Annotated in this window: 18 protein-coding genes and 1 tRNA gene; 10 read left to right on the forward strand and 9 right to left on the reverse strand. The window is 63.9% G+C overall.

Features of this window, described 5'->3' with window-relative positions; all coding sequences use genetic code 11:
- Nucleotides 1-20: 20 nt before the first annotated feature.
- A complete protein-coding gene (locus AU465_RS26555; RefSeq protein ID WP_192254814.1) occupies nucleotides 21-947 on the forward strand; it encodes an NADP-dependent oxidoreductase in 927 nt (308 codons plus the stop codon).
- Between the two features lie 68 nt (nucleotides 948-1,015).
- On the opposite strand, the gene sciP is transcribed toward AU465_RS26555, so the two are convergent.
- Nucleotides 1,016-1,291, reverse strand: coding sequence for a CtrA inhibitor SciP (gene sciP / locus AU465_RS26560; protein WP_013529904.1), 276 nt, complete (start codon nucleotides 1,289-1,291; stop codon nucleotides 1,016-1,018).
- 270 nt (nucleotides 1,292-1,561) lie between these two features.
- Here sciP and mnmA point away from each other — a divergent pair, with 270 nt between their 5' ends.
- Nucleotides 1,562-2,752, forward strand: coding sequence for a tRNA 2-thiouridine(34) synthase MnmA (gene mnmA / locus AU465_RS26565; RefSeq protein WP_192254816.1), 1,191 nt, complete (start codon nucleotides 1,562-1,564; stop codon nucleotides 2,750-2,752).
- 51 nt (nucleotides 2,753-2,803) lie between these two features.
- Here mnmA and AU465_RS26570 read toward each other — a convergent pair whose 3' ends face one another.
- On the reverse strand, nucleotides 2,804-3,769 hold the full coding sequence (locus AU465_RS26570) for a Gfo/Idh/MocA family protein (protein WP_192254818.1): 966 nt from the start codon (nucleotides 3,767-3,769) through the stop codon (nucleotides 2,804-2,806).
- A gap of 229 nt (nucleotides 3,770-3,998) precedes the next feature.
- On the opposite strand from AU465_RS26570, the gene AU465_RS26575 reads away from it, so the two are divergent.
- Nucleotides 3,999-4,075, forward strand: a tRNA-Met gene (locus AU465_RS26575).
- Between the two features lie 251 nt (nucleotides 4,076-4,326).
- Here the strand turns inward: AU465_RS26575 and AU465_RS26580 are convergent.
- The 4 genes from AU465_RS26580 to uxuA form a co-directional block, all read right to left on the reverse strand.
- The gene (locus AU465_RS26580; RefSeq protein ID WP_192254820.1) at nucleotides 4,327-5,379 is read right to left on the reverse strand and encodes a GlxA family transcriptional regulator; all 1,053 of its coding nucleotides are present in this window, start codon (nucleotides 5,377-5,379) and stop codon (nucleotides 4,327-4,329) included.
- Nucleotides 5,379-6,488 carry a mandelate racemase/muconate lactonizing enzyme family protein gene (locus AU465_RS26585; RefSeq protein WP_192254822.1) on the reverse strand — a complete coding sequence of 370 codons (1,110 nt, stop codon included), beginning with the start codon at nucleotides 6,486-6,488 and terminating at the stop codon, nucleotides 5,379-5,381. Before AU465_RS26585 ends, AU465_RS26580 begins: the two co-directional genes overlap by 1 nt.
- A gap of 7 nt (nucleotides 6,489-6,495) precedes the next feature.
- On the reverse strand, nucleotides 6,496-7,482 hold the full coding sequence (locus tag AU465_RS26590; RefSeq protein ID WP_312891321.1) for a trimethylamine methyltransferase family protein: 987 nt from the start codon (nucleotides 7,480-7,482) through the stop codon (nucleotides 6,496-6,498).
- Between the two features lie 120 nt (nucleotides 7,483-7,602).
- Nucleotides 7,603-8,787 (reverse strand): mannonate dehydratase, encoded by a 1,185-nt coding sequence (gene uxuA, locus AU465_RS26595; protein ID WP_192254824.1) that lies wholly within the window; start codon nucleotides 8,785-8,787, stop codon nucleotides 7,603-7,605.
- Nucleotides 8,788-8,972: 185 nt separating this feature from the next.
- Here uxuA and AU465_RS26600 point away from each other — a divergent pair, with 185 nt between their 5' ends.
- The 6 genes from AU465_RS26600 to AU465_RS26620 all read left to right on the forward strand — a co-directional run bounded on the left by AU465_RS26600 (nucleotide 8,973) and on the right by AU465_RS26620 (nucleotide 14,206).
- Nucleotides 8,973-9,710, forward strand: a complete 738-nt coding sequence (locus AU465_RS26600; protein ID WP_192254826.1) for a FadR/GntR family transcriptional regulator — start codon at nucleotides 8,973-8,975, stop codon at nucleotides 9,708-9,710.
- 13 nt (nucleotides 9,711-9,723) lie between these two features.
- A complete protein-coding gene (locus AU465_RS26605; protein ID WP_192254828.1) occupies nucleotides 9,724-10,509 on the forward strand; it encodes an SDR family NAD(P)-dependent oxidoreductase in 786 nt (261 codons plus the stop codon).
- 4 nt (nucleotides 10,510-10,513) lie between these two features.
- The gene (locus AU465_RS36765) at nucleotides 10,514-10,786 is read left to right on the forward strand and encodes a hypothetical protein (RefSeq protein WP_246506444.1); all 273 of its coding nucleotides are present in this window, start codon (nucleotides 10,514-10,516) and stop codon (nucleotides 10,784-10,786) included.
- Between the two features lie 9 nt (nucleotides 10,787-10,795).
- On the forward strand, nucleotides 10,796-11,629 hold the full coding sequence (locus AU465_RS26610) for a mannonate dehydratase (RefSeq protein WP_246506446.1): 834 nt from the start codon (nucleotides 10,796-10,798) through the stop codon (nucleotides 11,627-11,629).
- Nucleotides 11,630-12,191: 562 nt separating this feature from the next.
- A complete protein-coding gene (locus tag AU465_RS26615; protein ID WP_512699442.1) occupies nucleotides 12,192-12,983 on the forward strand; it encodes a WecB/TagA/CpsF family glycosyltransferase in 792 nt (263 codons plus the stop codon).
- A complete protein-coding gene (locus AU465_RS26620) occupies nucleotides 12,980-14,206 on the forward strand; it encodes an FAD-dependent oxidoreductase (protein WP_192254830.1) in 1,227 nt (408 codons plus the stop codon). The genes AU465_RS26615 and AU465_RS26620 overlap by 4 nt, the downstream gene beginning before the upstream one ends.
- 129 nt (nucleotides 14,207-14,335) lie before the next feature.
- Here the strand turns inward: AU465_RS26620 and AU465_RS26625 are convergent, their stop codons facing one another.
- Nucleotides 14,336-15,493, reverse strand: a complete 1,158-nt coding sequence (locus AU465_RS26625; protein ID WP_192254832.1) for a GNAT family N-acetyltransferase — start codon at nucleotides 15,491-15,493, stop codon at nucleotides 14,336-14,338.
- Between the two features lie 281 nt (nucleotides 15,494-15,774).
- On the opposite strand from AU465_RS26625, the gene AU465_RS26630 reads away from it, so the two are divergent.
- Nucleotides 15,775-17,235, forward strand: a complete 1,461-nt coding sequence (locus AU465_RS26630) for a glucosamine inositolphosphorylceramide transferase family protein (RefSeq protein WP_192254834.1) — start codon at nucleotides 15,775-15,777, stop codon at nucleotides 17,233-17,235.
- 209 nt (nucleotides 17,236-17,444) lie between these two features.
- On the opposite strand, the gene AU465_RS26635 is transcribed toward AU465_RS26630, so the two are convergent.
- Both AU465_RS26635 and AU465_RS26640 read right to left on the reverse strand, forming a co-directional pair.
- On the reverse strand, nucleotides 17,445-18,539 hold the full coding sequence (locus AU465_RS26635) for a glycosyltransferase family 4 protein (protein WP_192254836.1): 1,095 nt from the start codon (nucleotides 18,537-18,539) through the stop codon (nucleotides 17,445-17,447).
- The gene (locus AU465_RS26640) at nucleotides 18,536-19,948 is read right to left on the reverse strand and encodes a lipopolysaccharide biosynthesis protein (protein WP_192254838.1); all 1,413 of its coding nucleotides are present in this window, start codon (nucleotides 19,946-19,948) and stop codon (nucleotides 18,536-18,538) included. The genes AU465_RS26635 and AU465_RS26640 overlap by 4 nt, the downstream gene beginning before the upstream one ends.
- Nucleotides 19,949-20,146: the final 198 nt, after the last annotated feature.

Below are 20,146 nucleotides of genomic sequence, written 5' to 3' on the forward strand. Positions count from 1 at the left end.
CAATCGAAAAGGAGGCTTCCATGCGTGCCGTTATCCAGTACTCCGTCGGTGGACCCGACGTCCTTTTTGTTGCGGAGCGACCTGATCCGTCGCCCAAGCCCGGTGAGGTGCTGGTTCGCGTCAAGGCGGCCGGCATCAACCCTGTCGACGGCGCCGTGCGCGGCGGCTTTTACCCGCTGCTCGGCGAGCCGCCCTTCATTCTCGGCTGGGATATTTCCGGAACCGTCGAGGCGGTGGGCGCCGGCGTCACCGCCTTCAAGGTCGGCGACGAGGTGTTCGGCATGCCGCGCTTTCCCAAACAGGCCGGAGCCTATGCCGAGCTCGCGGCCGCCCCGGCGGACGAGATCGCCGTCAAGCCTGGCGGCATCGATAATGCCCATGCGGCGGCGCTGCCGCTCGCCGGCCTCACCGCCTGGCAAGGCCTTGTCCGGCTCGGCCGTCTGCAATCCGGCCAGCGAGCGCTGATCCATGCCGGCGCCGGCGGCGTCGGCCATCTGGCGGTGCAGATCGCCAAGGCGCTGGGCACCTATGTCGTCTCGACCGCCAGTCCGGACAAGCTCGATTTCGTTCGCGCGCTGAGCGCCGATGAGGTGATCGACTATACCAAGGAGGATTTCACCGGGAGGGCCGGCGACTTCGACCTGGTGCTGGAGACGGTCGGCGGCGACCACGCCGACGAATCGCTGAGGGCGCTGCGCGACGGTGGCGTCTTGGTGTCGCTGCTAAACGTTCATGATGCCACCAGGGCCAAAGCCAGCGCGCGCGGCATTCGCGTCGAACGCATGTCGGTGGTGCCCGATCGCGAGGGCCTCGTCGAGCTGGCCAAGCTGGTCGATGCGAAAAAGCTGTCGGCTCATGTGGCGAAGGCTTTCCCGCTCGATCAGGCGGGCGCCGCCCATGCCTTCCTTACAACCCGGCCGATCGGCAAGGTCGTGCTGACAGTCTGAGTGGAAGGTCTCTCCGAAAACTGAAAGGGCGCGGAATTCCGCGCCCTTTCAGTCTCGACAGTCGGAGTCTAGTGACGGTATTGCTGGATGCGCGTCGTGCGCAGCCCGGCAAGGCCATATTCGTCGATCGATGCCTGCCAGGAGAGAAATTCCTCGGTTGTGAGCTTGTAGCGCTGGCAGGCTTCGTCGAGGCTGAGCAGTCCGCCGCGCACCGCAGCGACCACTTCCGCCTTGCGCCGGATAACCCAGCGCCGTGTATTCGTCGGCGGCAGATCGGCTATCGTAAGAGGGCTGCCGTCAGGCCCGATAACATATTTGACTCTAGGTCTAACCAGATCGGTCATCGTACTCTCTACTAAAAACTCAAAGACCCAATCCCCGCCACAGTACCGCCACAGCTTTAAAAATTGCCTAAGCGAACCCTAATGACTAGGTAAGGATCGTGAACGTCGCGTTAGGGTTTTGTTCGGCATTTGAGCCAATCGCGGTCCTCGCCCTGATTTTGCCGGGAAAAATCGCCGAGAAAATCGCTTGAGGAGGCAAGCTGGCGCAGCCGGGGCGCTTGACCTATATTCCGGCCATTGGCAGCCAGCGCCACGCAGATTGAAAGAACCATGAACAGCCTCGACCTTCCCGGACGCCCAGAAAACACCCGCGTCGTCGTCGCCATGTCGGGCGGCGTCGATTCGTCGGTCGTTGCCGGTATCCTGAAGCGCGAAGGCTATGATGTCGTCGGCGTCACCCTGCAGCTCTACGACCATGGCGCGGCGACGCACCGGGCAGGTTCCTGCTGCGCCGGCCAGGACATCGACGATGCCCGCCGCGTCTCCGAGACGCTCGGCATTCCGCATTACGTGCTCGACTATGAAGAGCGCTTCCGCAAGGCGGTCATCGATCCCTTCGCCGAGAGCTATGTCGCCGGTGAGACGCCGATCCCTTGCGTGTCCTGCAACCAGACGGTGAAGTTCGCCGACCTTTTGGCCACCGCGCAGGATCTCGGCGCCGACGCTTTAGCCACCGGCCACTACATCCGCTCGCGCGCCAATGGCGCGCATCGCGCGCTCTACCGGCCGGTCGATGCAGATCGCGACCAGAGCTATTTCCTGTTCGCCACCACGCAGGCGCAGATCGACTATCTGCGTTTCCCGCTCGGCGGTCTCTCCAAGCCGCAGGTGCGAACGATTGCCGAAGAGATGGGGCTGACGGTGGCTGCCAAGCAGGACAGCCAGGACATCTGCTTCGTGCCGCAGGGCAAGTATTCCGACATCATCGCCAAGCTGAAGCCGGCGGCTGCCAACCCTGGCGACATCGTCCATATCGACGGCCGCGTGCTCGGCCGCCATGAAGGCATCCTGCGCTATACGATCGGCCAGCGCCGGGGCATCGGCATCGCCTCCGGCGAGCCGCTCTATGTCGTTCATCTCGACGCCGATCGCGCCCGCGTCATTGTCGGCCCGCGCGAGGCGCTGGAGACGCACAAGATCTACCTGCGCGCCATGAACTGGCTCGGCGACGGCCCGCTCTCCGACGTTCCGGACGGCGGGATCGAGCTTTTCGCAAAAGTCCGTTCGACCAGGCCGCCGCGCCCGGCCGTGCTGCGTCATCGCGACGGCGTGACGTCTGTCGAGCTGGTCGACGGCGAATCCGGCATCGCGCCCGGACAGGCCTGCGTGCTCTATTCCGACGACGGCAATGAGGCGCGTGTGTTCGGCGGCGGCTTCATCGAGCGCTCCGAGCGCGGTGCAGAGGCCGAGGCGATGCTTTCCAGGCTTGCGGCGCGGCCCGCGCACATCCCCGCCGAGTAACTAGCGTCCGTCGACCGGGCGCTTCAGCCCAGGATTTGTCTTGCGAATGGCTCAGGCAGCCGAGCCGCTATGCGTCACCGTTCCCGCCGTGAGAATGCGCAGCACCCGGATCGCTTCCTCGCCATCAGTGCGCGGTTCGGCGCGCGTTTCGATGCACTGCATGAAATGCGCGAGCTCGCGCGTCAGCGGCATGCCTTCGCCGACCGCCACGTAAGAAGGCTCGTTGGCGGTGAAGGCCCACTGACCGCTGTCCTGCCAGACCGCATGCCGGTAGACGGCAAGCTTGCGCTCCCAGGGCTCGACATCGTCGAACACCGCCATCGCCTTGGTGCCCACCACGGTGAGCCGGCGCTCGCGATAGGGGTTGAGCCGCGAGGCGAAGAGATGGCTGCGCACGCCGTTGGGAAAGCGCATGTGCAGATGCGCGAAGTCGCTGAGATTGTCGAGCAGCGCCGCGCCCTCGCCCCTGACTTCGATCGGCTCGGTGCCGGTGATGGCGAGGATCATTGAGAGGTCATGCGGCGCCAGGTCCCAGAGCGCGTCGTTCTCGGTGTGGAACTTGCCGAGGCCGAGCCGGTGCGAGTGGATGTAGCGCACTTCGCCGAGCTCGCCGTTGTCGATCAGCGCCTTCAGCGTCTCGAAAGCGGGATGGAAGCGCAGCACGTGGCCGACCATGAAGACGCGGCTGTTCTTCCTTGCCGCCTGCACCGAGCGCTCGGCGCCCGCGACAGTCAGCGCGATCGGCTTCTCCACCAGCACGTCCTTGCCGCTCTCGACGGCGCGCACCGCCGTGTCGGCATGGAATTGCGGCGGCAGCGCCATGACGATGGCGTCGATATCGGCGCGTTCGAAGAGCCGGTCCGGCTCTATCGCCAGGCAATCCTGCTCGCTGGCGAACCCTTCGGCACGGGCGCGGTTGACGTCTGAAACGGCATGGAGCGCGCCGAGCGCCTTGAGGGTGCGGATGTGGTTGCTGCCCCAGTATCCGCAACCGAGGACGGCGATGCGCAGCTTCATTCGTTCAAACTCTAGAATTTCATGGCCGAGACATAGCGACGTGCCCCGTCGAACTCAACCCCGATGCATGCGCTTCAGCGTCTGCCCGGCAAAGCTTTTCTGGGATGAGATTATGCTGATGCGTCCGGCTTGACAGCTTTGCCCTGCCAACCTTATATCCGCGCGACCTCGGCGAACGCCTCGAACTGCCCACGATCCGTGCGGTTCTTCGAGCCTCTTCGCCGCTCCTGGCGGAGTAGCTCAGTTGGTTAGAGCACGGGAATCATAATCCTGGGGTCGGGGGTTCAAGTCCCTCCTCCGCTACCATATAATAAAATCAATAACTTAGCTGAAGCCATTGGGCGCTGCCGCTACCCCGGCGCCTTGGCAACCGCAGCGCGCGTCGAACGACCACAATGGGCCGCTTGCGCAACGTCCGCTTTCGGGAATTGGCGAGAGAACCGACCTTTGCATCCAACGTAGTGCCGACCTCCTGTCGGAAGCGGACACCCTGCATTTGCTTCCCGAGACTCGCGGAACAATTCCAAGGAGACCAAGGAGAACTGCACAGGTCTGCTTCACCCCAGTCCAGGGCCGACCCAAGCGGGGACCATCGCGCGGCATTGCTGCGGAGAAAATCTGTTGAAAGCTCTGAAACACTTCGCAAAGTGCGAGGCGGACATGAAGCCGCAGGCGATGGCGATGTCGATGATCGGCATCCGCGTGCCTTCTATCAGCCGCTTGGCGTGGTCGACCCTGATCCGCAGATAATGGCGCACCGGCGGCTGTCCTATGTGAGTGGCAAACAGCCGTTCGAGCTGCCGGCGGGAAATTCCGCCCCGCTGCGCCACCTCGTCCATGGAAAGCGGGAATTCCACATTCTCCTCCATGACCCGCATCGCTAGCACCAGCTTGTCGCTCACGCCCGCAAACGCCAGACCCGACGGGCCCGTCTGCCGGTTCGAGCCGGAGCGCTGGCCCTCGACCGTCGCATGGCGGCAGACCTCCTGCGCAACAAAGCCGCCGGTATGGCTGCCGATGAGATCCACCGCGAGATCGAACGCCGCCAGTTCGCCGGCGCAGGTCGAATACTGGCCATCCTTGACGAAGAGGGAGTCGCGGATGCGCGGCTTGTGAAACACTTCGGAAAACGCCGCGAGCCGCGACCAGTGGATCGTGCAGCGTGTGCCCGCCAGAAGGCCGGTCAGGGCAAGCAGCCAGGTTGCCGTGCCAACCGCCGAGATCGGCACTCCGCGCCGGGCGACGACCCGCAGGAAAGCATTGAGCTGAGGCGTCAGCTGCTTTTCCACCGGTTCACCGGCGATAATGGCGAGTTGATCGGCTCTGCGGTCGCCAATGCCGGCCACGAGCTCGTCCATCGAAGCATTGACCGCGACCGAAAGCCCGTTTGCCCCCTCGACGGGTTGCCTGCTCGTTCCTACGATTTGCCAGCAAAACAGCGGCAACCGGGAGACCGCATTGGCGATGCGGAACGGCTCGATATAGGCGTGAAGCGCGAGGTGGGAAAAACCGGGCAACACCAACACCGCGACGTCAAACGGGCGGAGGGCGGCCGTCGTCTCCGGCGTGGTCAGCGCCTTCATTGCGCTGATGTTGGCGGGCGCGTTCATCAGGTCCCGTATGTGGCCACCGGCTTGCCGAACATGCCGGGTTCCGGTTTCACGCCCAGCCCAGGCCGCTGCGGCACGGCGATATGACCCTTTTCGATAACGACCGGGTTCTTCGCGTCGAAATGCCCTTCGATATATTCCTGCGCGATCCATGCGCCTTCCATGCGGCGCGGCTCGACCGTAGCGGCTAGATGGACACACGCCGCAGCGATGATGTCGCCGCCCCAGGCGTCGTCGCAGCTGTGCGGCAAGGAGCGAATGGCGCAAAGATCGCGCACGGTCGTCATCTTGGTGAGACCGCCGAGGCGTGTCACCTTGAAGCCGAAGCCGTCCGCGATGCCCAGCGAAATCGCCCTCAGGACCGCGTTCTGGTCCTCGGTATTTTCGTCCAGATACACCGGATGCGTCACCCTGCCTTTCAGCGTGGCGACCTCGTCCATGGTGTTGCAGGGCTGCTCGAAAACGAAAGGGACGGCCTGGCAAAGCCGGTCGAGATGGATAGCGGAGGCGACCGTCAGGCCTCGGTTGCCGTCGACCGCGATGCGCGCCTTGTAGCCCACCGCCTCCCAAACCTTGTGGACGGTCGCCACATCCTCCTCGAGGTTGCGGCCGCCGATCTTCACCTGAAGACGTGGATAGCCGGCCTTCACCTTGTCGGCCGCGATGCGGGCGGTCTCCTCCGGCGAACCGACGATCAGCGAGTAGTAGGCAGGCACGCGGTCGGTCAAAGCACCGCCCAGCAGCGTCGAGACCGGCACGCCGAGCTTCTGGCCAAGGAGGTCGAGAAAGGCCATGTCGAACGCGGCCTTGGCATAGCCGTGCCCGTTCAGGCGCTCGTCCATCCGTTTCGCCAGAAGCCTGATCGAGGCGATCTCTGACCCGATGAGGCCCGGGGCGATTTCGGCGATCGCGGCACGGGCGCCCAATGCATGGTGCGGCTGGTAAACCGGGCCGATCGGGCAGGTCTCGCCCCAGCCGGTGAGCCCGTCATTGGTGACGATCTCGACAAGCGTGCTGTCCAGCGACTCCACGTTGTCGCTCGCCATGCGATAGATGCCGCCCTTCACCGGCAGCTCGGTCGTATAGATGTTGATCCTTTCAATGCGCATGACGGTCTCAGTATTCCTCGTTCAATGCATCGACCGCGGGGATCTCGCGCGAGCGCCGGTCGATATAGGCGGGCAGCTCCTCATCTTTCGCAATATCGAGCCTGGGCTCTTCATACTCTGCCAGCAGCCGGCGCGCATGCTCCAGCGCGCGTTGCTTGATGTCCTTGGCGCCGTCCGCGTACCACTGCTCGATCGAGTTGTTGTCGAACAGTTTTGGGATGAAGAACGCTCGTTCGAAGTTGGCCTGCGTATGCGGATGACCGAGATAGTGACCGCCCGGCCCGACGTCGCGCACCGCGGCCAGGGCCTCGTCGAAATCGTCCCACTGGATGCCTTGCGTCATGCGATAGCCCATGGCGCAGACCTCGGCGTCGACCACGAACTTGGCGATCGAGCAATGCATGCCGGCTTCGTTCCAGCCCGCCGAATGCCAGATGTAGTTGGCGCCCGACATCAGCACGGCCATCATGGTCATCGCGCTCTCATAGCCGGCCTGCGCATCGAAGACCTTGGCGCCGCCGAGCAGGTTCGACGTTCGCCACGGCACGTTGTAGCGGCGCGCCATCTGCCCGATCATGAAGTTCATGAGCGAGATTTCCGGCGTGCCCGCCATCGGCGCGCCCGACTGCATCGAGACGGTCGAGAGATAGTGTCCGTAGATCGCCGGGCAGCCCTTGCGCACCACCTGAGTATAGGCGAGCGCGGAAAGCGCCTCGGCGTTGAGCTGCGCCACTGCCGCCGCGGTCGAAGCCGGCGTGTTGGCGCCGCCGAGAACGAAGGGCGAGCATAGCACCGGCTGGTTGCGCCGGCAGAAGGCGCGCATGGCGCCCAGCATCACCTGGTCCCAGACCAGCGGTGAATTGCCGTTGCAATTGCCGGTCGTCACCGCATGCGTCTCGAGGAAATCTTCGCCGAACAGGATCTCGCACATGTCGAGCACATCCTCGGCGTTCTTCGGCGAGGTGGGACCTGATCGCCCCCTATCTCGATGAATTGTCGAAAGAGCGGCGCGCTTTGATCGTGGTCCAGGACGACGGAACGCCGGTCGGCACGGTCACCACCAAATCCGTCCTCAAGGCGCTCGCAGCCCATTCTTCCCTCCTTGGTCGCGGCCTCAAGCCAGATCAAACCTCTCGACGGCCCGCATGATGCCGCGCAGTTCGGCGAGGCCCTTCAGCCGGCCGATCAGCGAGTAACCGGGATTGATCCTGGTCTTGCCGATGTCGTCGGCGAGCAGATGTCCGTGATCGGGCCGCATCGGAATGCGCCAGTCGGCGCGGCCCTCCTTCCGACGCCGTGCCTCCTCCCGCATCAGGGCAAGGATGACATGCGCCATGTCGGTGCCGCCCTCGAGATGCTCCGCTTCATAAAAGGAGCCATCATCTTCGATGGTGACGTTGCGCAGATGGACGAAATGGATGCGGCCGGCGAATTCCTTGATCATGGCGACGATGTCGTTGTCGGCGCGCGTGCCGTAGGAGCCAGTGCAGAAAGTCAGGCCGTTGGCCGGGCTGTCGACGGCGTCGAGGATGAAGCGCGCGTCCTCGGCCGTCGAAACGATGCGCGGCAGGCCGTAAAGCGAAAAGGGCGGGTCGTCGGGATGGATGCACATGCGCAACCCTTCCTGTTCGGCGACCGGAATGATCTCGCGCAGGAACCAGGCGAGATTGTCGCGCAATTCCTTTGGTCCGATTGCTTCGTATTCGGCCAAGGCCTCGCGAAAACTGTCACGGTTGTAGCTGCGTTCGGTGGCGGGCAGGCCGGCGATGAGGTTGCGCTCGATCCTGTCGATCTTCTCGTCGCCGAGCTCCTTCAATCGCGCTTCTGCCTCAGCGATGCGCGCGGCGCTGTACCCGGCCTCGGCATTCCCGCGCTTCAGCACGAACAGGTCGTAAGCCGCGAAATCGATCGCGTCGAAGCGCAACGCATAACCCGTCGTCGGAAGGCGGTAAGCCAGATCAGTGCGGGTCCAGTCGACCACGGGCATGAAATTGTAGCAGATCGTCGCGATGCCGGCTTCGGCCAGCGCGCGGATCGTGTCCTTGTAGAAGCCGGCATAGCGGAGCCGTTCCGGCGAGCCGATCTTGATCGAGTTGTGGACGGGAATGCTCTCGACGACCGACCAGGTCAGCCCTGCAGCCTCGATGATCCGCTTGCGTTCCAGGATGTTTTCCAGCGGCCAGGCGCGTCCGTCATAGATGTCGTGCAGGGCCGAGACGACACCGGTCGCCCCCGCCTGCTTGACATGATCGAGTGTCACCGGATCGTCCGGACCATACCAACGCCAGCATTGTTCCATCGCCGCTTTCCTTTTCGAGAAAGCCTGAACTTATTGTTGGACCACAATGCGAGTCAAATTAAATTTCGACGATCGCCGAGCTGGTTTTGCCTGCGGAATATTCGCGCAATTCACTCTGAAGTGCTCTAAACTGGTTGTTTTCTCCAAATCTTACGATATTGTGGTCCAACAATTTAGGAGGATTGATGTCGGAAAACTCCCACGCCGTGCGCGACAATGTCGTCGCCCGCCGCGCCGGCGGCAGCTCGGCGGTCGACGCCGCGGCCGGGCGGATCCTCGACCTCATCCGCACGCGGCATCTGAATGTCGGCGACGTGCTGCCGACGGAGCGCGAGCTCAGCGAGATCACCGGCGCCAGCCGCAACACGGTGCGCGAGGCGTTGCGCACCATCCGGACTTACGGGCTGATCGAGCCCAAGCCCCGCGTCGGCGCCGTCCTGGCCGACGGGCAGAGCATCGCCATCCAGAACTTCTTTGCCGCGCATATGGATGTCTCACGCTCGTCCTTCGCCGACATCCAGGGCTTCAGGCGCATCATTGAAGTCGGCATCGGCGACCACATCGTGCTCAATGCCACGAACGAGCAGATCGAGGCGCTCGACGAAATCAATGCCCGGATCGTCGAGAGCCGCTCGATCGAAGAGGCCGCTAAGAACGATTTCAATTTTCACATGGCGCTGATCGGGCTGGCGGACAATCGTATGCTGACCGACATGTATTCCTTCCTTTCCCCGGTGATCCTGCGGATCATGACCATCGGCAAGGAAATGCGCCCGGTGCTGGCCGACACACGCGCCGCGCATGGCGAGATCATTGCCGCACTTCGCGCACGCGACAGGCTGGCCTACGCCTATCTGATGAGCCGCCATCTCGATTTCGCCCTGCGATTCCTGCCGGAAGAACCGGCTTCCGACAGTGACTGAAGGAGTTCCCGCAATGACGGATTTTGACGGCAAGGTCGCGCTGGTGACCGGGACGACCGGGATTGGTCTGGCAACCGCTATGCGCCTTGCTGCCGGGGGTGCGGCGATCGTTGCCTGCGGCATCGACCGCGCGGCCAATGCCGCGTTGAGAGCGAAGCTGCAAAGCTCCGAGGCCGGCGTGCTGGTTGTCGACATCGACGTCTCCGTTTCCGACCAGGTTCGAGACGCCGTAGCCGCCGGAGTCGAGCGTTTCGGCGGCCTCGACGTGATCGTCAATTCGGCGGCGGTCCATCCCTATGGAACCGCGACGACGACTGACTGGGAAACCTGGAACAAGGCGATGACGGTCAATGTCGGCTCAATCTATCTGACCGCCCATTTCGGCATCCCGCAAATGATCCGCCGCGGCGGCGGCGCCATCGTCAATGTCGCCTCGGTGCAAGGCTTCGCCTGTCAGCAGAACGTCGCCGCCTATGCCACGACCAAGGGCGCCATCCACACGCTGACGCGGTCGCTGGCGCTCGACTACGCGGCGGCCGGCATCCGGGTCAATTCGGTCAGCCCGGGCTCGATCCGCACGCCGATCCTGGAGAAGGCCGCGCGCGGCGAAAACGGCAGCGATGCCGACGTCGAGGAAGCCTACAGGCGCTTCGGCGCGGCGCATCCGCTTGGCCGCATCGGCGAACCGGAGGAAGTGGCGGAGCTCATCGCCTTTTTGTGCTCCTCCAAGGCGAGCTTCTGCACCGGCGCGGACTACAAAATAGACGGCGGCCTGACCGCCGGCATAGGCGTCAAGTAAAGTGATGAAGATCGGTCTTGGCCTTTACCGGGAATCGCTGACTCAGGACAATTTCCGCTTTGCCCGTCAGGCAGGCGCCACGCATATCGTTGCGCACCTCACCAAATATTTTCGCGGGCGCGATCCTTCGCTGTCCGCCGGCAGCGAGAAGGAAGGCTGGGGCGATTGCTCCACCGATGAGCTCTGGGACTATGCGGACTTGGCCGGCCTGGTGAAGACCGTGCGCGACAACGGGCTGGAAATCGCCGCGATCGAGAATTTTTCGCCGCGTTTCTGATCCGATGTCTTGCTCGACGGTCCCGATCGGGCCAAGCAGATCGAAGGCTTGAAGCGTCTGGTCCGTGACGCCGGGCGCGCCGGCATCCCCCGCATCGGCTATAACTTCTCCATCGCCGGCGTCTGGGGCTGGTCGCGCGGGCCGTTCGCGCGCGGCGAGGCCATGTCGATAGGGCTCGACCTTGCGGCCATCGATCCCGATCTGCCCCTCCCCGACGGCGTCGTCTGGAACATGCGCTACCGCGTTGGCCGGCCGGACGCCAGCCCGGTGACGGTGAGCAGCGACGAGCTTTGGCAGCGGCTTAGCGCCTTCCTGCGGGAAGTCGTTCCGGTGGCCGAAGAATCCGGCGTGGTGCTCGCAGCGCATCCCGACGACCCGCCGGCCGAAGCGCTGCGCGGCACGGCGCGGCTCGTCAACCGGCCGGAGAAATACGACCGGCTGATGGACATCGTCGATTCGTCGTCCAACGGGCTGGAGCTCTGCCTCGGCTCGCTGCAGGAGATGCCGGGCGCCGACGAGATTTACGGGCATGTCCGGCGCTTTGCCCGAAGAAAGCGGATCGGCTACATCCATTTCCGCAACGTGCGCGGCAAGGTCCCGAACTATCACGAGACCTTCGTCGACGACGGCGACATCGACATGGCCGAAATCGTTCGCATCCTGCGCGACGAAAACTATGACGGCGTCATCATCCCCGACCATACTCCGGAAATGTCCTGCGATGCGCCATGGCATGCAGGAAAGGCCTTCGCGCTCGGCTATATGCGCGCGCTGGTCCAGAACGCCGCGGCGCTGGGACCTTCCCGCACCGCCCAAGCCGCCAACATCCGGGTAGAAGCCTGAGGACTAAATCGACGCGCCTCTATGCCGACGTTCGGCATCATGTGACAGGTATCCGCAGGCGCGCGGCTGCTGTGCAGCAGCAATCCTCCCGCGGATACCGCATCAATCGTCTGATGGGGACCAGCAGAGCCGCCTCGTCCTAATCCGCGCGCCCGATCACAATCAACCGCCAGCCAGCGACCGCCGCATTGCAACTCTTCTGGAAAATGCAACGTGAAACCGACAAAAAGCAAGTTGTAGTTAGGCTCAGAAGAATTCAATTAATTTATATTTCAATTCAAATTTTACATATTAACTAACTATTAACATATCACTTAACTTTTTGATTTTTTTACGTATGGTGCCCATGAAGGGGGTAGTTTGAATATCGGAGAATGGGGCGACTTCTCCTATGCGAAAAGTTTTAGAAACTTCAAAAAGAGATTTTGAACAAGACTGCGTTACGACCAGCGGATCGGATCCGCTCCATTCCAGCCAACCTTTGACGCCCGCAAACCATGAGACCTCCCGTTTTCCCCGGTTGCAGCATCAGACTTCGACCGGGCACCCGGGCGTGAGCGCCGTGGCGAAGCTGGAAGCAGCGCCTTCCCGGCAAGACCTGCCTGCACTGCCGACGGTGCAGCTTGGCGGGCTGCCCGTCACCGTGATCGACCGGCAAGGCGCCGCCCGGCTGATGATCGCCGCTGCGCGGCAACACCGCCATGGCAGCCGTCCGTATTACTTCACCTCCGCCAACGGCGAGGTCATCGCCCAGGCTCGCGCGAAGCCCGAGATAGCCGCACTCTTCCGTCAGGCCGACCAGATCTTCGCCGACGGCCAGCCGCTTGTCCTTGCCTCGCGCCTTTTGTGCCGCACGCCGCTGCCGGAACGGGTGGCCACCACCGATCTGTTCCACGACGTGGCAAAGCTAGCCGAAAACGAAGCGGCGACCTTCTATCTGCTGGGATCGACGGAGGCCGGGAACGCCAAGGCCGTTGCCGCCATCAGGGCCCGTTATCCGCGCCTGCGCATCGTCGGCCACAGCCACGGCTATCTCACCGGCGACGCGCTCGAGAAGAAGCTCGATGAGATCAACGCGCTTGCGCCGGACATATTGTGGCTGGGTCTCGGCGTTCCGCGCGAGCAGATTTTTGTCCGCGATTTTGCGTCGCGACTCTCGAATGTCGGCGTGATCAAGACCTCCGGGGGACTCTTCGATCATATCGCCGGCAAGGTCCGGCGTGCGCCGTTCTGGGTCCAGAAGGCCGGCTTCGAATGGCTGTGGCGCATGCTGATGGAGCCGCGCCGGCTCTTCTGGCGCTATTTCACCACCAATCCCCGCGCCCTCTATGCTCTCCTGAGGTATTCGCAATGACCGCCGAACATTCACTTCGTCCGCTGCCGGCGGGAACCGATACGGAGATCGCCATCGTCGGCGGCGGGCTCTCCGGGACGCTTGCCGCGACCTTGCTCGGCCGGTCGGGCTACCGCGTCACGCTGATCGACCGCCACCCCGTTTTTCCGCACGAGTTCCGCGTCGAGAAGATCGCCGGCGACCAGATCGACAAACTGCGCCGGATCGGTCTCCTGGACAGCCTTTCCGCGGCGGCCGCGGCATTCGACGAGATCGTCAACGTGCGCAAGGGGCGGGTGCTCGACCGCACGCGCGCCCGTCACTACGGCATCTTCTACGACGACCTCGTCGCGGCGATGCGGGCCGAACTGCCCAAGACCGTACGCTTCGTCGCCGGCAGGGTGAGCGCGGTGGAGGCCGGGCCAGAGCGGCAGCGTGTGTCGATCATCGGGCAGCCGGATGTGACGGCTCGCCTCCTTGTGCTCGCCACAGGCATGGGGGACATCCTGCGGCGTGACGTTGGCATCGAGCGCCGGTTCGTCCACCAGCGGCAATCGCTGACTTTCGGGTTCAATGTCCGGCCGGCGGACGCAAGTGCCTTCAAGCATCCGGCACTGACCTATTACGGCGAACGCGTCTCCGACGGGATCGACTACCTGAACTTTTTCCCGGCCGGCGGTGTTACCCGCGCCAATCTCTTTGTCTTCCGGGAGCACACCGACCCCTGGGTCAAGGCGCTGCGCGACCGCCCTCGCGAAACGCTCGTCGAAACGCTTCCCGGACTTCTCAAGACATTCGGCGACTTCGAGGTCATCGACCGTGTCTCGAGCTGGGTCACCGACATCACCGTCGCCGAAAATTGCAAGCGCGACGGCGTAGTCCTGATCGGAGACGCTTACCAGACGTCCTGTCCGGCCGCCGGAACAGGGGTCAGCCGGCTGCTTACCGATGTGGAGCGCCTGTGCATGGTGCACGTGCCGCAATGGATGGCCTCGCCCGGCATGGCGGCGGCAAAGATCGCCGCCTTCTATGATGATCCCATGAAGCTGGCGATGGATGAGCGGGGGCTCGAGCTGGCGAGTTTCCGCCGCAGCCTGACCATCGACACCGACCTGCGCTGGCGCGCGCGCCGGCAGGCTCACTTCAGCCGCCGCCGCATCCTGCATGAGATCGACAAGTTCAGCCCGAGCTTTGCCGCCAGGCTGCGCGGTCTCAAACGGCCGACGGTGGAAGCCGTCACCTGATCGCGGCCGATCGGCCGGCTCATAGCGGTCGAAGGCCGTCCTTGCATCGACCTGCGCGGCCCGGTTTGGGACCAGCAACGAGTATTTTGAAGCGGGTCAGGGATTCGGTGCGCTTCAATCTTTCAGATGTCAGGACGACTCTGCGGCCTCATCGGGGGCCGGCTGCACCATAACGGCAGAAGGCTTGGCCTTCCTGACATGCGCCGCCTCCAGGATACGCCGCGCCAGCACCTTGGCTGCCGGCATTTTCTCCACCGTCAGATGTGCCGCATAGCCGAGCGGACTCCCCGCCCGGTAGATTTGCCACATCGGTGAAGGCCGGCCGCCGAAGACGCGCTTGTAGGGCTCGTCGCCGATGGTGAAATCGAGATGGTGATCGCCGCGCTCGATGCAGTCGCGGGCGATCTGCTCGAACATCAGGCTGCCGATCGACTGCTTCCTGTAGCCGGCCTCGTCGAAGCCGCCGAGAATGACCAGCAGCGAGCCGCGGTGCTCAAGCCCGAGCGCGCCGGCGATCGGCCGGCCGTTCATCCAGAATGCGTAGGTGCGGGCGAAGCCGCCGCATCCTTCGTTGGCAACGGCCAGATAGAAATCGAAATACGAGGGCAGTTGCAAAAGATCGGCGGGGCCGTTGCTGCCGTCGAAGCGTTTGCCGCGATAGAGCTTGAGGGCATCGAATGTCGTGCTGATGGCGGCCGGGCCGTCGACGCATTCGAAACGCGCCTCGCCCATCCGGTTGAGCTGCCGGGATTTCTTGTCGAGTTCCTTGCGATAGGACTGGTCCAGCCGATGCTCGCGCCAGCCGGCGAATGTCGGCTCCAGCTTGCTGGAATAGGCGCTCATGCCCATGCTGTCGCGCTTGTCGACGCCAAGCAGGCGCTCCATCGCCAAGGAGCGGTCCGCCAGCTTGCCGATGCGCAGGAGATCGTATGGCTGCAGATACTTGCGAATGGCGGCGACCGTGCGGTCGTCGGCAAGGATGCGGGAGAAAGTTTCCTCGTCGGCGACCGGCGAGACATAATCCGAAACCCGCATGTCCGCGAATTCAACGACCTTCAGCAGCGTGTACCGGCGCCTCACCAGAGGCAGGACCATCGCGAGCTTTCCGCTCGCACGCACGCGAACGACGATGACCAATGGCGTGGCGGCGCCTTGCCGCACGAGCCTCTCATCCAGTTGCGCGAGCCAAATCGGATGCTGAAAAGCCGTCGCCGCCGAACTGGCGAAGAGCTCGGCGTATTCCTTCGAACGGAAATCGAACGCATCCTCGGCAGTGACTTCAAACATGTGATCCGAACCGGCGGGGCTGCGGCTTATCGACGACGTCTTGCGTCTCAGGTCAAGATCGATCGCCGGGATTGTTGGAATCTTGGTATATGCGCAAAATGCTAATGTTGCGTTGCACAGGGATCAGGCGCGTCCGCCGAAAGACCGGTTCGGTATCGCAAGGCAGGAAATTCCCCTGGCAGGCGAAGTCGAACTTCGCACGTAACCTCGATGTAAGCATTTTCGGCCAGTCTCTCGTTCCTCATTGTTGGAAATCCGAACAGGACATAGTCGCGCAAGACATGCTGGCGATCGAGGTCATCGTTCCGCAATCGGCGCCCCGCCATTGGCAGCAGGTCGCCATCGAGCGGCTGGAGGCGGACGGCCACGATGTCGCCGTTCTGCATCAGCCCGGGCCCGCAAGCTGGCCGGCCGCGGCAAAGGCCGCCTTCCGGTTCGAGCAACGTCTTTTCCGCCGGCGAGGGCCCCTTCTCGGCTCCGCGGTGCAAGCGATCCAGGCCCGGCCCGGCAACCGCCCTGCCGCGCTGAGGCTCGATCTTGCCGGCGATGCGGCCCTGTCGAATGTTCCGACCATCGGCCTTCGCTTCGACGGATCCAGCGCCGATCTCCAGGCAGCAATTGCCGTCGCGGCCGGCAGGCTGCCGGTGATCGAGGCCGTGCTCGACAGGAAGAAGGTGGTGGGCCAGGCGCGACCGATGGTCGACAAGCGCGAATCCACGGCGCTCGGCACCGAGGACGTGTTCGCCCGCGCCATCACTCTGGTCCAGTCGCTCACTCGCGCGTTCGCCGCGGACCGGCTGCCACCGGAGACAGTTGCTGAAATCCGGGGGCGTGGCGAGCGAGGCCGGTTCACATCCGCCTATCTCGGCGCAGCGCTTCCGCGGCTCGGCCGGGAAGCGCTTCGGCGCGCACGCTTCCGCCACGCGCATTGGCGTGTCGGCTATCGCTTTACCGATGCGCCGGGCGTCGCCGACATGGGCAAGCTCGGCACCGACTGGTCGGTGCTGCCGGACCCGGGCGATCATTTCTATGCTGACCCGTTCCCCTTCTGGTGGCAGGGCCGGCCCTTCGTGTTCGTCGAGGATTATCCGCACGCGACCGGGAAGGCCGTCATCTCCGTTGTTCCGTTTGATTCAAGCGGCGTTCCTGAAAAGCCTCGGGTCGTGTTGGAGGAAGCCCACCACCTCTCCTACCCGCAAGTGTTCGAGCGCGACGGCGCGATCTGGATGCTGCCGGAGGCGAGCGCCGGCGGCAGGCTCATGCTCTACCGCGCCTCGGACTTCCCGGACCGTTGGAGTCCTGAGACGGTGCTGGTCGAGGGCGAGATTTCCGATGCCACCTTGTTCGATCATGAAGGCATGCTCTGGCTGTTCGCCACGGATCGGGACGGTCATGGAAGCTCTTCCGACACGCTGGTGGTTTTCTCGGCTCCCGCGCTCGCTGGCCCGTGGCGGCCGCATCCGGTGAACCCGATCCTGATCGACCTTCGCATGGCCCGCCCCGGCGGAGCCTTCGTCCGCGACCGCGAGGGCCGCGTGCTTCTTCCCGTCCAGGACGGGACGCTGGGTTATGGCGGCGGGCTGGGCTTGTCCGAACTGCTGGAACTCAACCAGCATGCGGTGCGGCTGTCGGCGCCCCGGCCGATCGATGCCGCCGGCGACTGGCCCTATCCGAAGATCCACACGCTCAACCGGGCGGGCCGCCTGGAGGTGATCGACGGGATCGCCGCCGCGCGGAAGTAGCCAGAGACCGTTTCGAAACTCGCTCTGCGAGTCATATGAAGGTGTCTTTCGAGAACCGGAGCGGAGCGTACCTTGAATACGTGAGCACCGGCCTACGCCGGCCGTAGCCTTAACTGCCACGATCACTCATGAGTGCTTCGGCCGGCGAAGGCCGGAAGCGCAGAGAACGCCTGCAGATGGCCGTAGGAGTAGAGTTTCCAAATGGGCTCTCAGGCAAGAAGTAGCGCCTCGTAGCCTGCGCACATCCTGGCCGGCGAATATTTGTCCCGCAGCCGCCGTCCGGCCGCCGAAAGCCTGGCCTTGAATTCCGGCCGCGCGAACAGATCGCCAAGTCCCCTGGCCATGCCGGCGGCGTCGGCCTCGACGAACAGCGCGGCAGGTGAGCCGTCCTCCGCGGTCAGCACCTCTCGCATGACGTCGAGGTTGCTCGCAACGACCGGCAGCCCCGAAATGGCCGCTTCGACGCAGGCGAGGCCGAAGGTCTCGGTCATCGAGGCAGACGCGTAGGCGTCGCCGGCCGCAAGAAATTCGAAGATGCGCGCCGGCGCAATCTCGCCGACGAGATGCAGCCGGTCGGCGACGCCGCGGCTTTCGGCAAAGGCGACGAGCGCCTCGCGCTCCGGCCCGGCGCCGGCGAGCGCCAGATGGACGTCGGGCAATCGATCGAGCGCCCCGACTAGCGCAATCTGGTTCTTCATGCGCGTCAGCCGGCCGGACGAGACGGCCAGCGGTACGTTCTGCGGCAGGCCAAAGGCGGCACGTGCCGCAGCCTTGTCGAATTCCTCATCAGGTGAGGGAACGCCGTGATCGATGCGGTGGAGACGCCCCCGATAGGATTGCGGATAACGATCGAACTGCGCTTCGGTCCAGCCGGAATTGACGACATTGGCCTGGTAAAGGCCGACCATGCCCATCAGCTTGTCGATCTGGGACAGCAGACCCATGACGCCCTTGCTGTGCGGGGCGCCGCTCTGGTTTGCGACGATGTGCTTGACGCCGGCCAGCCGGGCCCCGATCGTGCCGAAGATGTTGCCATAGTGCTGATAGGTAATCACCGCATCGGGACGTGCCGCGCGCAGATATTGCGTCAGCCCTATGGTCGCCCGGATTTGCCCGGGCAATCCGCGCGGGCGTTCCGTCAGGATGAAATCCGCATTGGGATCGCGGTCATAGGCATCGGTCTTGCGATACATGAAGACCGTGCGCACCGCGTGCCCGCGCGCCCGCAATCCTTCGCCCACCATGTCGGAGATACGTTGCGCGCCCGCGGCTTCAGCCTGGGTCTGCACCTGGATGATCTTCACGTGCGCCCTCTCAGGAGCAGGTGGGGCACGAGACCGATCCGGTCAAAAGACAAGCCGAGGATCGATGGGTTGATGCCGATTCTGCGCCGGGCGATCAACACCCCGAACGCCGTCCAGGCGATGACGGTTCCGGCAATGCTGAGCGCAGCGCCCACAGGCCCGAGGTAATAGGTTGCCACCGCGGTCACGCAGAGCCCGACGACGTTGACGACGACAAGCACCTTGAACAGCGCGTGCTGGAGACCGGTCAGCTGCAGCAGGATTTCGATCGGGCCGCAGGCGGTGCCGAAAGTCGCGCCTATGCCAAAGATGACGAGCGTCGCCCTCATGGTCGGCGTCGCATAGGCCGGATTGAAGATCGACAGGATGAAGTTGCCGAATATCCAGAAGGATGCCAGCACGCACAGCGCGATGACCGAGCCGCCAAGCGCGGCGAGGCTGGTGATGCGCTGAACGTGGGCCCTGTCGCCGCTGTAGAAGGCCCCCGATATCTGCGGCGCCAGCGCCTGGTTGATGCCGTTGAGGGCAAGGGTCACGAAGCGCGTGGTCCGGTCCGCCACGAAGATCGCGCCTGCTGCCTCGGGCCCCAGGATCATCGCCACGAGCAGCGTGCTTACCTGGCCGAGAGCGGGTGGCAGCGAGGTGACGCCCCACAGGCCGAGCGTCACGGTCTTGAATTCCTGCTTTTGCCCTTCCGTGAGACCGCCGCGATCGGCACGCGCCGTGTCGCGCACCAGGACAATTGTTTGCGGGACGACCGAAAGGATGAGCAGCAGTGCCGTCAGATATGTCGCGGCGACCGCATCGATCTTCACATGCATGAGGTGCAGCGCCGCAACGGCGGCAATTGTCGCCGCGCGCCAAATGATGTCCCGCGGCAACAGGCCGGATATCAGCGCGTTCTTGGCCCTGAAAGCGCCGGAGGTAAACTCCGACCAGCCGAGCGAGAACGACAGCACCGCGGCCGCCACGCACAGCGGCAGCCATTCCGGCGTTCCCCTGCCGATGAAGGGCACGAATCCTACCACGATCATGAGCATGCTGGTGCCGATAAGCCCGGCCAGCGCCACGAGAATAGCGCGCGCCATCAGCGCGTGAGCCGAGCCGAGATCGCCCAACCCGGCATATTGGGGCCAGAACCTGAGCACGGTGCTCTGCTGGCCTACCGAAGCGAAGAAAGAAACCAGGCTCGCGCCGGCATAGGTGGCGCTGTAAAGGCCGAACTCGCGTTCGTTCGTCACCATGGCCACGGCCACGAACATCAGGAAGGACAGGCCCGCGCTGGCAAGCTTGATGATGCCGGCAACGGCGCCACTCCTGGCAAGCGCCGTGATCGACATGCGCATGTCGGTCGCCGGGCTGGCCGCTGCCCCCGGGGCGGCCTCGCGGTTCCCTGTATTGTCCTTCAACGTCGCCTCCTGAGACGATCGGCGATGGGCCTACCCCGCACCTACGACGACGCTCAAAACCCGATCCTGCATAAGCAAAATGCCGCAATCGCGCCAGCGCGAACGCTTCGCATGGTTACCGGCACCGCCCGCGCCGAACGCATCGTCACGCCACCACCCTTAACGGATGGCTAACGATAATCCTTAATAATGTGGAGA

Source organism: Mesorhizobium silamurunense (assembly GCF_014843905.1).
Classification (GTDB): domain Bacteria; phylum Pseudomonadota; class Alphaproteobacteria; order Rhizobiales; family Rhizobiaceae; genus Mesorhizobium; species Mesorhizobium silamurunense.